General features: G+C 48.5%; 15 protein-coding genes and 1 riboswitch. Of the genes, 2 read left to right on the top strand and 13 right to left on the bottom strand.

Going from position 1 to position 14,553, the window contains the following annotated elements:
- Positions 1-76: 76 nt before the first annotated feature.
- The 9 genes from rpiB to prfA form a co-directional block, all read right to left on the bottom strand.
- Entirely contained in the window at positions 77-532 is a 456-nt protein-coding gene (rpiB, locus tag AC2TF5_RS01950; protein WP_208917450.1) for a ribose 5-phosphate isomerase B, read from the bottom strand.
- A gap of 141 nt (positions 533-673) precedes the next feature.
- Positions 674-755: riboswitch (ZMP/ZTP riboswitch) on the bottom strand.
- Between the two features lie 120 nt (positions 756-875).
- Positions 876-1,454: a low molecular weight protein arginine phosphatase gene (locus AC2TF5_RS01945; RefSeq protein WP_491300611.1), complete on the bottom strand. Its 579-nt coding sequence runs from the start codon at positions 1,452-1,454 to the stop codon at positions 876-878.
- A 38-nt stretch (positions 1,455-1,492) separates the two neighbouring features.
- Positions 1,493-2,053, bottom strand: a complete 561-nt coding sequence (locus tag AC2TF5_RS01940; protein WP_491300610.1) for a manganese efflux pump MntP — start codon at positions 2,051-2,053, stop codon at positions 1,493-1,495.
- A 212-nt stretch (positions 2,054-2,265) separates the two neighbouring features.
- The gene (locus AC2TF5_RS01935; protein ID WP_491302784.1) at positions 2,266-3,375 is read right to left on the bottom strand and encodes an L-threonylcarbamoyladenylate synthase; all 1,110 of its coding nucleotides are present in this window, start codon (positions 3,373-3,375) and stop codon (positions 2,266-2,268) included.
- 141 nt (positions 3,376-3,516) lie between these two features.
- Entirely contained in the window at positions 3,517-3,681 is a 165-nt protein-coding gene (locus tag AC2TF5_RS01930; RefSeq protein ID WP_491300609.1) for a hypothetical protein, read from the bottom strand.
- 69 nt (positions 3,682-3,750) lie between these two features.
- Positions 3,751-4,446, bottom strand: coding sequence for a stage II sporulation protein R (gene spoIIR, locus AC2TF5_RS01925; protein WP_491300608.1), 696 nt, complete (start codon positions 4,444-4,446; stop codon positions 3,751-3,753).
- A 425-nt stretch (positions 4,447-4,871) separates the two neighbouring features.
- Positions 4,872-6,056 carry an FtsW/RodA/SpoVE family cell cycle protein gene (locus tag AC2TF5_RS01920; protein WP_491300607.1) on the bottom strand — a complete coding sequence of 395 codons (1,185 nt, stop codon included), beginning with the start codon at positions 6,054-6,056 and terminating at the stop codon, positions 4,872-4,874.
- 99 nt (positions 6,057-6,155) lie between these two features.
- Entirely contained in the window at positions 6,156-7,031 is an 876-nt protein-coding gene (gene prmC, locus AC2TF5_RS01915; protein ID WP_491300606.1) for a peptide chain release factor N(5)-glutamine methyltransferase, read from the bottom strand.
- 4 nt (positions 7,032-7,035) lie between these two features.
- Positions 7,036-8,103: a peptide chain release factor 1 gene (prfA, locus tag AC2TF5_RS01910; RefSeq protein ID WP_208917444.1), complete on the bottom strand. Its 1,068-nt coding sequence runs from the start codon at positions 8,101-8,103 to the stop codon at positions 7,036-7,038.
- A gap of 279 nt (positions 8,104-8,382) precedes the next feature.
- Between prfA and AC2TF5_RS01905 the strand changes: the two genes are divergently transcribed.
- Together AC2TF5_RS01905 and AC2TF5_RS01900 are read left to right on the top strand one after the other, a co-directional pair.
- Positions 8,383-8,952, top strand: coding sequence for an RNA polymerase sigma factor (locus AC2TF5_RS01905; protein ID WP_491300605.1), 570 nt, complete (start codon positions 8,383-8,385; stop codon positions 8,950-8,952).
- Positions 8,924-10,063, top strand: coding sequence for a DUF4179 domain-containing protein (locus AC2TF5_RS01900; RefSeq protein WP_491300604.1), 1,140 nt, complete (start codon positions 8,924-8,926; stop codon positions 10,061-10,063). Before AC2TF5_RS01905 ends, AC2TF5_RS01900 begins: the two co-directional genes overlap by 29 nt.
- Before the next feature lie 65 nt (positions 10,064-10,128).
- Here the strand turns inward: AC2TF5_RS01900 and ychF are convergent, their stop codons facing one another.
- The 4 genes from ychF to AC2TF5_RS01880 form a co-directional block, all read right to left on the bottom strand.
- Complete coding sequence (gene ychF / locus AC2TF5_RS01895) at positions 10,129-11,229, bottom strand: redox-regulated ATPase YchF (protein ID WP_491300603.1); 1,101 nt, start codon at positions 11,227-11,229, stop codon at positions 10,129-10,131.
- 85 nt (positions 11,230-11,314) lie between these two features.
- Positions 11,315-12,145, bottom strand: coding sequence for an energy-coupling factor transporter transmembrane component T family protein (locus tag AC2TF5_RS01890; RefSeq protein WP_491300602.1), 831 nt, complete (start codon positions 12,143-12,145; stop codon positions 11,315-11,317).
- The gene (locus tag AC2TF5_RS01885; RefSeq protein ID WP_491300601.1) at positions 12,138-13,844 is read right to left on the bottom strand and encodes an ABC transporter ATP-binding protein; all 1,707 of its coding nucleotides are present in this window, start codon (positions 13,842-13,844) and stop codon (positions 12,138-12,140) included. The genes AC2TF5_RS01890 and AC2TF5_RS01885 overlap by 8 nt, the downstream gene beginning before the upstream one ends.
- Positions 13,845-13,864: 20 nt before the next feature.
- Positions 13,865-14,425, bottom strand: a complete 561-nt coding sequence (locus AC2TF5_RS01880) for an ECF-type riboflavin transporter substrate-binding protein (RefSeq protein ID WP_241931026.1) — start codon at positions 14,423-14,425, stop codon at positions 13,865-13,867.
- Between the last annotated feature and the right edge of the window lie 128 nt (positions 14,426-14,553).

Genomic DNA, 14,553 nt, shown 5'->3' with positions numbered 1-14,553 from the left:
AGTTACTTAGTTACTTAGTGACTTAGTGACTTAGTGACTTAGTGACTTTAGTAACGTCCATCCTTACAGTACGAACTTATCCCTTCAGATAGCGTTCCTCAATGGCCTTGATTTTGTTCACCCTTCCAACATGCCGCTCACCCTGACTGAAATCTGTCGTCAGCCAAGCTGTAACGATTTCTGCTGCAAGGCCGGGGCCCACCACTCGTTCGCCAAGGGCCAGCACGTTGCTGTCATTGTGCTCGCGGGTAGCTTTTGCCGAAAATACATCATGTGTCAGCGCACAGCGAATTCCTGGAACCTTGTTCGCCGCAATGCTCATGCCGATTCCCGTTCCGCAGATCAGAATTCCACGGTCAGCTTCTCCGGATACGACTTTTTCACATACCGGAAGCGCAAAGTCAGGATAATCCACCGAATCGGAACATCCACAGCCCAAGTCTTCCACCTCATGCCCGAGATTCCGAATGACCTCTGTGATCTCCTCTTTCAAACGAATACCTGCATGATCCGTGCCCAATGCAATTTTCATATGAAAAACCCCCTCGTATGTTTCATCTTTTGTATCGGCATTTACAAAATGCTCGTAATAACAACTCGTTTCATTATAACCCAAATTGTTAGCAAAAGACGAAAAAAAGAGCAGTCCGCGCACGTGTAACGTGCACCAATTGCTCTTTGCCCAGGCGACCGGCCGTATGTTCCGGTGCTCCATCGTGGTTTCATCCACTTCGTCGCCAGTTACACCGGAATCCGTGTTTTTCCCCTTCATCTTAAAACATACGGAAAAGAAAAGCAACGGATATTTATTCATAACTATGATCGATTAATAACTTCAACTATAACGACAACTGAACACCCGCAAATCACGTTGCTTACTCTCTCTCCAGCTTGTCCAGCAATCGGAACAGCGCTGAACGGATTTCTGCCGCTGTCGCCTCATACTCTTCCAGCGAACCTCCGAACGGATCGGAAATATCAAAACTCGGAATACGCTGCCGTAGCTCGATCAACCTCACCTTGTCTTGCTCCTGAAGCTCAACGCCTAGGGATCTCATCATCTCCATGGATGCCAGCAGACTGTCCTGCTCCTGCAGATCCGTCAGTACCTGCGCATCATTCTCGACGTATTCTTTTAGCGTATGAACCTTGTCTGCCGCATAAGGAAACTGACGAATCGCATACTGCTTATGGGATAACGTCAATGTCAGAATCAGATCTGCCCACTCGACAAGATCTATGCTCAGCGGCTTGGAAGACATGCCGTCCTTGATCTGCTGATCGCGGAGTACTGTTTCAGCATGACGCGAGATTGGCATTCCTTCTGCAGCCGAAACACCTGCGGAACGAACTTCAAGCGGAATCCCTCTCCCCTTAGCGAGCTTGCGCAGCATACCTTCGGCCATAGGACTGCGACAGGTGTTGCCGGTGCAGACGAACAATATGTTTTTCACGGTCTCCACCTCCCCGAAAGTTTACTGCCGTCATTGTATCAAAATATAAACATCAAACCAAATACCAACAAAATGACACCGCCGGTCATTTCTCCATATTCACCGAGCCTGCTGCCCGCCTTCCGACCGAGCATCAATCCGAGAATCGACATTAAGCCTCCGACCACGCCGAAAGACGTTACGATGATCGCCGTATCATTCACGAACATGCCAAGCGAAACCCCTACCGAAAAAGAGTCGATACTGACACTAAGCGAATACAGTAGCATTCCGAGCAGCGTGGTATGATTCACCGGCCGACCTTCCTCTTTATGAAAAGAGTTCCAAATCATATGTCCCCCCAGCAACAGGAGAAGGCCTCCTGCGGCAAGCCCCGTAACATGTCCGAGCAAAGCGCCGATATAACGGCCGGCGAACAGCCCAAGCAGCGGCATCAACATGTGGAAAAAAGCAATCATCAAACTAACATTCAGGACATATTTCAGCCGGATGCCTCTCATTCCAACACCGATACCGAGTGAAAATGCATCCAAACCGAGCGCCACGGCCATAATCAGGATCGTCGCGAGCTGTCCTGACTGGACAGACGTTTCGAACATGCCTATTTCCCCCAAGTCCTTATGGTCTTGTACACCATATGCGGACAAGGGGGGATTGATGCCTAAAACCCTTGTGGGCGGGTTCATGCCAGTGCCTCGAAAGATTAAAAGCGGCTACCTTAGCTTAGCAAGTTACTATGAACGTCTGAAGCTTGGGTGGCAGGGCGTCACCCCTCTCTCCAGCTTCAACATAGCAACTGTGCCGCGCTCTCCTAATCGACTGTCGGCTCATCACCCGACGCATGTATAATGTGATGACCCGCCGCCTTCAGCAGCCGGTTCATCACCGCTGCGCCAAGACCTTTATCCGGGCAGGATTCTGCCAGGATAAAGGTCGCGCCTTCTTCATCGAATTGGCGCAGCCCGGCGTAAAGCCGGTGTGCCGCTTCCTCCGGTGCGGCCAGGCTGCCGAGCGAGACGGCGACGTCCGCGCGGTAGCTACCGATGTGCTCGTCGAACGACAGCACACCGGTCGTCTCCCCGCGCGCTCCGGCGGCGTCAAGCTCGGTCTGGATCTTGGCGGACACGGCATCGGCCGTCCGCCCCTGGACGATGCACAGCGCACCCTTGGGTGCGTAGTGCGTGTACTTCATGCCCGGCGAGCGTGGCGCCGGGCTGTCTGCGCTCCCGGCGCGCGCAAGCGCCGGGTCGCGCTGCACGCTTGCCGTGAGCGCGGCAAGCTGCTCTTCCGTGACGCCGCCGGGGCGCAGCACCGTCACGGTACCGTCCTGGCCGGCCTGGACGACCGTCGACTCGACACCGACCCCCGCGGGGCCGCCGTCGAGAATGCCGTCGATGGCACCAGCCAGATCCTCAAACACATGGCCAGCCAGCGTAGGGCTTGGCCGGCCTGAGCGGTTGGCGCTTGGCGCAGCAACCGGACAGCCTGCGGCGCTGATCAATGCCAGCGCCACCCTGTGATCCGGCATGCGGACCGCAACCGTATCCAGTCCAGCCGTCACGCGCGGAGATACCGCGCCGGGCTTCACCGGCAGGACCAGTGTTAACGGTCCCGGCCAAAAAGCCTCCATCAACCGCCGCTCCGTATCATTCACTCCCAGCACGAGCCCGTCCAACTGAGACGTATCAGAAATATGCACAATAAGCGGATTATCGGAAGGGCGCCCTTTTGCAGCAAAAATCTGTTCCACCGCAGCTGTATTTCTGGCATCCGCACCTAGACCGTATACCGTTTCCGTTGGAAAAGCTACAGTCCCCCCGGCCGCAAGTACAGCACCAGCCTCATTTAGCGCTAAGGCGTCCTCTGATCCCGGAGTCCATAAGGAAAATTCCGCCTGCTCTCGATCTGATCCTGCAGTCAGTGGTTGTCCGGCAACAGAAGCTGCTGCTCCGGCTTCATGATTGACGCACACCTTCCACAATTCCGTAACCTTACCCCCGGCGTGAAAGTCCTGTCCCAGATTCCCGTTCTCTTTTCGTTCCATTGTTATCCCAAGCTTTCTTTATAATAGATCACCCAGCTCGGCAGCATGCTCAAACACCAAACCAGAATGGATTGCCGTCACCATTTGTCCAAAAGAAAAAGCGCTTGTATCCTCCAGCCCCGGCAGCCTCATGACGGCCCCTTCGCTAAAGAGAAAGCACTCTTCTGCTTGAAATTGTATCATATTTCGCTACCAATGACGATGAAGAATTGACCAGCAGCCTTGCAGCTATCTTGGTGCCAATCCATTGACTTAGAACAACCCGACAATCCAATCCCACAAACCGATGAAGAAGTCGAATAAGAAAAACCGCACCTCAGGCTCACTTGAAGCAGCATTTCCCCGTTCCTCCGAAGCATCGTTGTCACCGGCTTGCACTGAAGCCGTTCTTACTTCGTTGTCTACGGGCTGGGCAGCCGCATCGCCACTGCCTGCATCAATGAAGCAAAGCGGCGGGAAAAGCACACACCACCAGTTCTGGCCTTTGCCTTCACCCAGTGTAATCCGGACGGCTTCATATTCCCCCGCAGGATACACAGTTCCACCGTAAAGCTTTGTCGGGAACGGCACGGTTCCCAGATTCACATCATAGGCATAAGTGATTCCACGCTTGGATAGCTCTTCCCCAACCAACCGCTCAATTTCTGGCAGATGACTCCGTGTTAACTCTCTTGCTTCCTCCAGGCTTTGCGGATTGTCCAATTCTAAAACCCATCTCTGCATTTGAGCTACAACAGCATCACGAATTTCACGCTTGACGAGCTGATCAGACGGATTGTCCGAGTTAGCCAAAATACGAAGCCGGATCGATTCTTCCGGAATCGGGCCTCCCGCAACTGCCGCGTCAATCCGTTGTCCTTCCCAAGCCATCACAACCATAAACAATATGGATAAGAGCATGATCATTTGTTTTACAATAATACGGAGTGTCTCGCTATTCTTTCTCATTATGCTAGCCGCCTCTCCTGATAATCTATGATGTCTATCAGTATGTCCGGCTGAGAGAGAGCCTAAACGTGCAATCTAGCACTTTTATTAAAAAGATAGAGTAGAAGAGGTTGTTCAAAGAGTCCGCTTTTGATCACGAAGTGAATCAGGGAGTGGGCTCGGCATCGAATCTTGAATTCAGCCGGCCCTTCCGGTGCTCACGTACCCAAAACGTACGCTCCGCTCCTCACTCCCTAGCTTCTTCCAACCTTCTTGGTGCTGAAAACCGACCTTTTTGAACACGCACTAGATACAAAAAAAGCCCCGTAGGGCTTAATGATTAAGTACTAGGTGTACAGTAATCCAAATATTTTTAATTTTACTGACCAACGAATTAGAATATCCCGCATTTAAGTTTTGAGTAGATAACTATCCTTGTGAACGCCCTAGCTTTGCTTGGCAACTGTCCGGTACGTGCTCGGCTCCGGCAGATCTTCTTCAATCTCCCGTCCATGCAGCTTCACACTCATTGCCACACCCATACTGGCCATACTGATGACGAGCGACGTTCCCCCAAAACTGATAAACGGCAGCGTAATTCCCGTCAGCGGCATAAGACCAATAAACATACCGATGTTCTCAAAGATCTGGTACAAGAACATCGATACAATGCCGACGATCAAAAATGGACCCGCACGTTCCCGACACTCCAGTGAGATCAGAATCATCCGGTGAATCAAAACAAAATATAAAAGCAGCAGCACAGAAGAGCCGATAAATCCGTATTCCTCCGCGATTTGCACAAAGATGGAATCTGAATACGTGTAAGGCACGCGGCCCGACTGCACCGATGTTCCCTCCATAAAGCCTTTTCCGCCCATGCCGCCGGATGCTATAGCCAGCTTGGCATTATGGGTATGCCAACTTGCCTTGGCTGTAGCCTTCTCCGGTACCAGCCAAGGATCTATCCGCTCCATCCAGTGGGCGCGTGAACCCGTGCCGAGGGACTCCTTAATCTCATCGTGATAATGAACATAGGCCATAGCACCACCTATAGCTATGCCGCCTACCAGAACCAGCCCGATCAAAGCATGAAATAATTTGACGTTACCAATCCACAGCAATCCGACCAAAATAATGACATAACTGAGCGCATTCCCGAGGTCGTTTATCCCCATAACGAGCACGAATGGAATGAACGCAAGCAGGCCAACCGGGATCACATCTCGGATAAAAGACAGTTGGGGCTTGTTTTTGCGAATTAGTGCGTACGTGAGAATAATAATTAAAACAAGCTTGAACATCTCGGCCGGCTGCAAGCTGGCGAAACCAAGCGAGATCCAGCCCTGCGAACCGTTTATGGTTGCCCCGAAAAACATGACAAACAGCAGCAGCGCTATACCACCAAAATAAATATACCAAGCATATTTCATTAGAAGACGATAATCCAGTATGCTCATTCCAAAAAAGGCAATAAAGCCTACTATATAATATAGGATCATCTTAATATGGGAGCCCTCAAATTTCGGATCTCCCATGGTAACACTGTATATCGACGTAATACTAATAATCATCAACATGACCAATACAGCCACTATAACGAAATCAATCTTTTTAATCTTTTGAAGCATCTTCGGTCCCCCTGTGCCGGAGCTTCATGCTCCCCTGCGCCCTGAAGGCAATTTAACAATCATACTTACTATTGTAAGAAAAAAAGGGCCGAATGACAATTACAGCGAAATTCCCAATACATGTCTATTAATGCCGGCAAGGTCCGGGACCGTAATGATACGGTTCCAATGCCCTGTCGAACGCAGCAGGTCTGCCACATCTTTTGCCTGGCCCATGCCAAGCTCAAAGGCAATGATACGCGGCGCTGATGCCAATAGAGGCAACTGCTCCATCATGATCCGGTAAGGATTTAAACCATCCTCACCGCCGTCAAGTGCGGTGCGCGGCTCGTGATCCCGAACCTCCGGCTGCAGCTCTTCAATATCCTCCGCCGGAATATACGGTGGGTTGGACACCACAATATCAGGCGCAAGACCAGCGAACGGCTCCAACAGATTCCCTTGTCGAAATTCCACAGTCGCACCTAGTCGCTTCGCATTACGCTGGGCCACCTGAAGTGCTTCCGGAGAAATATCACTAGCGAGTACCTGCCACATAGGCGATTTCAGCGCCAGGCTTACACCAATGGCGCCACTCCCGGTACCGATATCCAAAACTGTAAGCCTGGATGCTGTGTCGGCATGCTTCAGCACGGCTTCCACCAACAGCTCTGTTTCCGGACGCGGAATGAGTACGGCCGATGTCACCTCAAAAGGAAGACCATAAAACTCCTGCTCCCCGATAATATACTGTGCAGGCACACCATCTCCCTTCCGGTTAATGGCCTCTTCCCATGCCGTGCGCCGATCCTCCGGGAAGGTCTCCGGTAGCGCCATATAGTAGGCTGTACCGGTCAATCCAAGCACAAACTCCAGCAGCAACTGGGCATTACGCTGCGGCTCCAGTACGCCGCAGTTTTCTAAAAAAGAAGAAGCCTCTATATAGGCTTCTCTTATGCTGCGCTCCGGCGTCGATACGAATAATTTCCGCTCCAAAGCGTTATTCTCCTCTATCCATCATTTCTGCTTGCTCCGCAAGGGTCAAGGCTGAAACGATTTCCTCAATTTCTCCGTTCATCACCTGATCCAGCTTGTGCAAAGTCAAGCCGATCCGGTGATCCGTCACACGGCTTTGCGGGAAGTTGTACGTACGGATCCGCTCACTGCGATCGCCAGTACCTACCTTGCTCTTACGCTCGCCGGAATATTTTGCTTCTTCTTCCTGACGCATCATATCATAGATACGGGTACGAAGTACCTGCAGCGCCTTATCTTTGTTGGAGTTCTGTGACTTTCCGTCCTGACATGTCGCAACGATACCTGTTGGAACGTGCGTGACACGTACCGCAGATTTCGTCGTGTTAACGGATTGTCCGCCTGCACCGCTGGAACAGAATGTATCCACACGAATATCTTTATCATGGATTTCGATATCCACTTCTTCAGCTTCCGGCATAACCGCAACTGTCGAAGTAGACGTATGAATGCGGCCGCCCGATTCCGTTGTCGGAATACGTTGTACCCGGTGTGCTCCACTTTCAAACTTCATTTTGCTGTAAGCACCGCGGCCGTTGATCAAGAAAATAACTTCCTTAAATCCGCCGAGATCATTCGAGTTGACGTCCATTAACTCAACCTTCCAGCCTTGGGTATCCGCATAACGGGTGTACATCCGGTATAGATCCGAAGCGAACAGTGCCGCCTCATCACCACCTGCCGCTCCGCGGATTTCGACAATAACGTTCTTATCGTCATTCGGGTCCTTCGGCAGAAGCAAAACGCGGATCGTCTCTTCGAGTGTCTGCTGGCGTGCGCTAAGTTCGTCGATTTCCATCTTCACCATTTCGCGCATCTCATCATCCAGCTTCTCGCCCTGCATCGTCTTGGCAGCGTCAAGCTCGTCAATCACATTTTTATATTCAACAAAGGCCTCGTAAGCAGGCTGCAAATCGGATTGTTCTTTGGAATAATCCCTCAACTTTTTCGAGTCGTTTGCAACATCGGGATCGCAGAGCAGCTCGCTTAACTTTTCATAACGGTCCGCAAGGGATTGCAATCGGTCCAACAAGGGAATTCACCTCTCTACATATATATTTCCTAATTATGTTTAAACAAAAGCACGTCATTTATTAACAAAGGTCATTGCATAAACCGTAATACAGCAGTAACAAACGACTTTTTATTTTAACATGAATCAACTGATTTGACTAGAAGGGAGATACCCAGTTTAGCATATAGATGGAAATATATTTTTCCTTGAAATAAAAAGGATAAACGAAAAGGAATTTTCTCCTTTGTCACAAAAGCCCATACTTTTCAGTTGTATATTTTGAAAGGGGGGATAAAGATGAGTCAATCAAATATGGATGATAGCGAATTAATGTCCGTACTGGAGAGAGTAAAGTTAGGGGATATTCCATCTTACGCCTATATTATAAGTCGCTTTCAAAAACGTATTTTTTTATATTGCTATTATTTACTTAAAAGTCATGAAGAGGCTGAGGATGCTGCTCAAGATATTTTTATTAAAGGGTTGGAGAATATAACGCGTTTTTCTTACAATGTCTCTTTTTCAGCTTGGCTTTATACAATAGCGCGAAATCATTGTACAGATCTACTTAAGATAAGAAGCAAACGTTATAAATCCTTAATGCAATACGAGATAAATAATGACTACAAGATGGAAAATGAATATACCGATCTGATCCATGATTTATTAGACAATCTAAATATGGAAGAAAGGCAAATTCTTTTACTTCGTTCTCTTGAGGAATATAGCTATGACGAAATAGCTTCGATTATGGACATTAAATCCACTACCATTCGAAAAAAATATGAACGAATTCGAAAAAAATTGATTCAGCAAAAAATAGAAGGAGGAAAAATCTATGAACACTCGTATAAAACTGGAGGATAAAGATTTTAATCAATTACAAAGTTTGATTAGAGAAACACCTATTGAAGTAGATTTAGTTGAGCGTACTATGGAGAAATATGCTGAAGTAAACAGTAAAGCAGCAAATTCCAGAGTTATAGCCACTCGCAATAAAAATAGAGCGGGTAGAACAATAATAGCTGTTGCTTCTGCGTTTGTGATTTTAATGGGTTCAGGATTTATTTCGCCAACGATGGCAGCATCTATTAAACAAATTCCCGGAATAAATTCAATATTTAAATTTGCTGGTGATCTTGGTCTGAAAACTGCAGATGAAAAGGGTCTGGTTACAACTGTTAATTCAAGCGATTCTCATGACAATTTGACACTAAATGTGCCAGTCGTAATGTTTGATGGCACACGTGTGTCGATTGGTATTGAGCATCAGTCTTCTGTGAAGAAATATTTAGATAAGAATATGCAGGAACTAATTAGCAACATAGAACTTTTCATTAATGGAGAACCAGTCAATTCTTATGCGCCTGCTAATACAAGTAATTCTATTGATCCATATATTATTCCCAGTATAGAAGATAATAGTGCAATTATACAATTTTCAGATCGACATAACCAAGGGGGAAAGGTCTTTCCTGATAAATTTGACTTAACATTGAAAATTTCAGTTTTGGGTATCCAGGAGCCATTTGAAATTGATATTCCAGTTGAAAAGAATACAAAGGATAATCTGGCTCTTAATCCATCAATAAGTCGGCAATATGAGAACATCAATTTGAAGTTGGATAAAGTAGAATTTACGCCGATTACAACCAACCTAACTACACGTATTGAGTTACCTAAAAATCTAGAGATTGCATCATCTCTTCCTCTTTTGGGCTACGATATATTCGATGAAAAGGGCAATAAATTAAAATTAATTAATGCAAATGGATGGAACCCAACAGACGGCAATGTTATGATAACTGATTCCCGATTTGAACCGTTTGAATCAATCCCCAAATCAATAACCATTAAGACATATAAGTACTTATTTAAAAATGAAGATAGAAATCAATTCGAGCTAGACTCAAATGGAATCCCAAAAATAGAGTATCTTCCAGATTTGGAGATCACTCTTCCGATAACATTGAAATAAAAAAGGCTATGAAAAAGACAGGCGCCTCCACAAAGAGACCCCTGTCTTTTTCAATACATTGTTAATTACACATTGAAACGGAAATGCATAACATCGCCGTCTTTCACAGTGTAGTCTTTACCTTCCAGACGCAGCTGGCCACGCTCTTTCGCCCCGTTCATCGATCCGGCTGCTTGAAGGTCATCATAGGAAACCACTTCTGCACGGATAAATCCACGCTCGAAGTCAGTATGAATGACACCTGCCGCCTGCGGTGCTTTAGTTCCTTTGCGGATCGTCCATGCGCGAACTTCTTGAACCCCTGCCGTAAAGTAGGTGTAGAGTCCAAGCAGGCTGTAAGCAGCCTTGATCAGACGATTCAGACCGGATTCCTCAAGGCCCAGTTCCTCAAGGAACATAGCCTTATCTTCACCTTCGAGTTCGGCAATTTCAGCTTCCACTTTAGCACTGATCGGCACGACAGCAGCGTTCTCGGCTGCAGCAAAATCTCTCACCTGTTGCACGTACGGATTGCTGTCCGCTTCGTTCACGCCGTCCTCACTCAAGTTCGCCGCATACAGAACCGGCTTCAATGTCAACAGATGCAAGTCACGAATGACCAGTTTCTCTTCATCGCTGAGTTCCACACTGCGGGCAGGCTGATCATTGTACAAAGCTTCCTTCACGCGCTCCAGCAGTTCGACTTCCTGTGCGTAAGTCTTGTTGCCGCCCTTCATATTCTTCTTCGTACGCTCAATTCGCTTCTCCACGCTGTCGAGGTCAGCCAGAATCAGCTCCAGGTTAATCGTCTGAATGTCACTGACCGGATTCACCTTACCGTCTACGTGAGTGATATTCTCATCCTCGAAGCATCTTACCACATGCACGATCGCGTCCACTTCACGGATATGAGCGAGGAACTTGTTCCCAAGACCCTCTCCTTTACTTGCGCCGCGGACCAGACCTGCAATATCCACGAATTCGAATGCGGTAGGTACAGTTTTGTTCGGCTGCACCAGTTCGGTCAGCTTGTCGAGCCGCTCGTCCGGCACTTCCACGACACCAACGTTAGGGTCAATTGTACAAAACGGATAGTTGGCTGATTCCGCCCCCGCCTGTGTAATTGCGTTAAACAATGTGGATTTGCCGACGTTCGGCAGACCGACGATTCCTGCTTTTAAAGCCATTTATGTGACAACTCCTTATGGGTTTCTCTAAACAATCCTACTAATTATATCAGATCATACCTTTTGTTCAAACCATGAATATCTCTTATTCAAAAGGATACCAAAAAGCGTTCAATCCACGGCTTCTAAGCCAGATTCCAAATCCGAGAACGGATAGAGCCAATCCGATGACTACCCAATCCGCAGCAGTCATATCCCCTCCGCTGTACCATGTTCTCTTCTTCCCAGCCCCGAAGCCCCGAAGCTCCATCGCATTGGTGACAGAATCAATCCGATGAAGTGCCGACTGAAGCACTGGTACAACAACCGCTGACAGATTCGAAAGCCGCTTCGCAATACTGCCGTCTTCTTTAGAGATTCCCAATCCACGGGCCTCCATCGAATGCAGCGTGCTGCGGAATTCCGCGATCAAATCCGGAATATAACGAAGGGCAATGCTGACAGCATATGCAACTTTATAAGGAACGCCTACCCGGTTCAGGCTGGCTGCAAAAGCGCTCGGCATCGTCGTAAACAGACAGAGAAGCGTCATCGGTAGCAATGTTAAATATTTGGCCGACAAAGTCAGCACATAAAACAGCGTCTCCTGATTGATCACAGCGTAACCGATTGGAATAACCGGTGTGTCCGTTCCGGTCAGCCTTGTCCCGAAGGTCGGCGTAATCAGAAGAATAAACAACCCATTTATAATTGAAAAGAGAACGATTAATCCAAAAAGAAAGGCCATTTTGCGAAAAGGCACACCCGAATAAATCAGCATGGCAGCGCCAGCAGCCAGCATCACAACAAACACCCGAAGGTCCATGAACATAAACGCCAGCACGGTCCAGACAACAAAGAGCACCAGTTTGACCGCTCCGTCCATCCGATGAAACCAGGAACGACCGGGCACATATAGACTACCTGTTCTACTCATAAGACTTCCCTCTTTTCTCACGCGAAACAAAAGCCTGGACGAAGCGCTCTGGATGTTCAAGCCTGTTAGCCCGAGCAAATACGGACAGGGAAGTCTCCCTTAAGTGAGCGGCTTCCGTTACCTTTGCGTCGCTCAAAATCGAGGCCGGGGAAGCGCAAGCAATCATTCGCCCACCGCACAGCACTGCTGCCCGGTCCGCATATTCCAGTGCAAGGTACATGTCATGCGTAATAAACAGAAAAGCGGTTCCCTGCTGGGCAAGCTGCCCGATAAAATCCATAAACTCTTTATAATGACGATAATCCTGTCCTGCTGTCGGCTCATCCAATATGATAAGTTTTGGCTGAAGCACCAGAATCGAGGCTATGGTCAGACGCTTCTTCTGACCATAGCTAAGTGCGGAAACCGGCCAGCTTCGGTATGGATACAATCCGCACACCTTAAGCACCTGCTCCACCCGCTCTTGTATGACAGCCGGATCCACTTTTCGGGCTTTCAACCCAAGTCCGACCTCTTCCATAATGAGGTGCTGGCTGATCATGCGGTTCGGATTTTGCATAACATACCCGATTTCTTCTCCACGGCGCCGTATGGACCACTTGGCGATATTTTCCCCATGAAGCAAAATTTCACCGGAACGCGGTTTCAACAGTCCTGTAATGAGATTAGACAAGGTTGATTTACCCGCTCCGTTCGCACCGAGCAGAGCGACCGTTTCCCCAGCCCCGATATCGAGACTCACATCTTCTAGCACCGTCCTGCCTGCTTCATAGCGGAACCCCAAATTTCGAAGGCTAAGCAGAGCCTCTTTATCCGAAATCTCGTTCCTGAGCAACGCATGATTCGCAAACTGGTTCAGCTTATCCTGAGCACCTACGATATCAAGCCTGCGGGGAACTGCCAAATCTGTCATGCCTTCAAGCGATATTCCTGCATACTCCATCGCATCCACGAAAAGAGGCGGACGCAGGCCGTATTGTCGAAGAGTACCTGCTATCAGAAGCTCATCCGGAGTTCCCTCGGCGACAATGCGTCCCTTGTGCAGCAGCACGATCCTGTCTACCGGTTCCAGTAGCACATCTTCCACCCGGTGCTCAATAATAATGACCGTTTTGCCGCTGTCTTGGCGAATGCTTTCAATCAGCCCCATAGCCCGTCTCCCCGCAGCCGGATCCAGATTGGCGAGCGGCTCATCAAAGAGCAGCACCTCTGCATCTGTAGACAGAACACCTGCAAGAGACACGCTCTGCTTCTGTCCCCCGGACAGGTCATGTGGGCTATCTTCGATCCGGTCCAGCATGTCCACCATTTGCAGTGAGGAGATGACGGCGCTTTTCATCTGTGGACGGGGAACTTCCCGGTTTTCCATAACAAATGCGGTATCTTCTCCAACGGTAAGCCCAACAAACTGGGCATCGGAATCCTGCAATATGGTGCCTACGGTCCGGCTGCGCCCAAAAACGCCGCCTTCCGTATAGCCGGCTCCTCCTACCGTAAGACTTCCGATAACCTCACCTTCGTACATAAAAGGAATTAGCCCATTTAGACAATGGGCTAAAGTTGATTTGCCGGAGCCGCTTGGCCCAGCGATCCATATTTTTTCCCCCGGGTAAATGTCGAGGGTAATATCACGGAGGGTTGGCTCCGACTGGTTTTTATAGCGAAAGCTGAATTGTTGAAATGAGATGATGGGCTGCATGTTAGTCTGCACTCCTCAGTTTATTCGTTAATCGTCAAATTGCTGGACTTCGCACTCCGTTTTGAGTACCCTAATACGGCCGGAAGACCGAGTACTACGAACACCGCGATGTTGGCCAAGGAAGCCACACTCACTTGAAGAATCAATTTATCCGTTGGTTCACCCATAAAGACAGCATCAAACCATCCGGAGAAGAAAAGAGACAACACGATGCCCACAACGCCGTATACCGTCAGCATGCCAATCTGTTTACCTGTTACCGAACCGCTGTGAGGGTCAAATTTTTTGTGCATATAGATCAGACCCATGAACGCTCCTGTAATGCCGGAACCGAGCGCCCATCCCCACCACACCATACCACTGCTCATCAAATCAGTAAGCACGTGTCCAATCAAACCTGCCGCAAAAGCGACCATCGGACCGAAGAGCGCTCCAAAAATCGCCAACAGCGCAATAGCCGGCTTCAAAAAGGTGTCTGGCCCCGCGGGAATACCAATCATAAAGGTTGCTCCATACAAAGCTGAACAGATTCCGATCGTCACTACAGTTCTCGTACTAAATTGAAATGCAGGTCTCTTCAAAAGAGTTCACCCTTTCTAATATCCTTCTCCTTACCTTTAAAAGCGAACAATTATTGCTATAAGTACTCCTAATATAAGGTTTTTAGCACGAATTGGCAAAAGGTTTTTTTGAATTTGAGATCATCTTG

The organism is Paenibacillus sp. JNUCC 34 (genome assembly GCF_058269055.1).
The sequence above is the reverse complement of the archived record's forward strand: the minus strand, read 5'-3'. Positions and strand labels throughout refer to the sequence as shown.

What these genes read in the sequence shown, in the direction of transcription:
- rpiB (WP_208917450.1), bottom strand. Translation starts at nt 532, where the DNA reads ATGAAAATTGCATTGGGCACGGATCATGCAGGTATTCGTTTGAAAGAG.
- AC2TF5_RS01940 (WP_491300610.1), bottom strand. Translation starts at nt 2,053, where the DNA reads ATGTTCGAAACGTCTGTCCAGTCAGGACAGCTCGCGACGATCCTGATT.
- AC2TF5_RS01930 (WP_491300609.1), bottom strand. Translation starts at nt 3,681, where the DNA reads ATGATACAATTTCAAGCAGAAGAGTGCTTTCTCTTTAGCGAAGGGGCC.
- spoIIR (WP_491300608.1), bottom strand. Translation starts at nt 4,446, where the DNA reads ATGAGAAAGAATAGCGAGACACTCCGTATTATTGTAAAACAAATGATC.
- AC2TF5_RS01920 (WP_491300607.1), bottom strand. Translation starts at nt 6,056, where the DNA reads ATGCTTCAAAAGATTAAAAAGATTGATTTCGTTATAGTGGCTGTATTG.
- AC2TF5_RS01905 (WP_491300605.1), top strand. Translation starts at nt 8,383, where the DNA reads ATGAGTCAATCAAATATGGATGATAGCGAATTAATGTCCGTACTGGAG.
- AC2TF5_RS01900 (WP_491300604.1), top strand. Translation starts at nt 8,924, where the DNA reads ATGAACACTCGTATAAAACTGGAGGATAAAGATTTTAATCAATTACAA.
- ychF (WP_491300603.1), bottom strand. Translation starts at nt 11,229, where the DNA reads ATGGCTTTAAAAGCAGGAATCGTCGGTCTGCCGAACGTCGGCAAATCC.
- AC2TF5_RS01890 (WP_491300602.1), bottom strand. Translation starts at nt 12,145, where the DNA reads ATGAGTAGAACAGGTAGTCTATATGTGCCCGGTCGTTCCTGGTTTCAT.
- AC2TF5_RS01885 (WP_491300601.1), bottom strand. Translation starts at nt 13,844, where the DNA reads ATGCAGCCCATCATCTCATTTCAACAATTCAGCTTTCGCTATAAAAAC.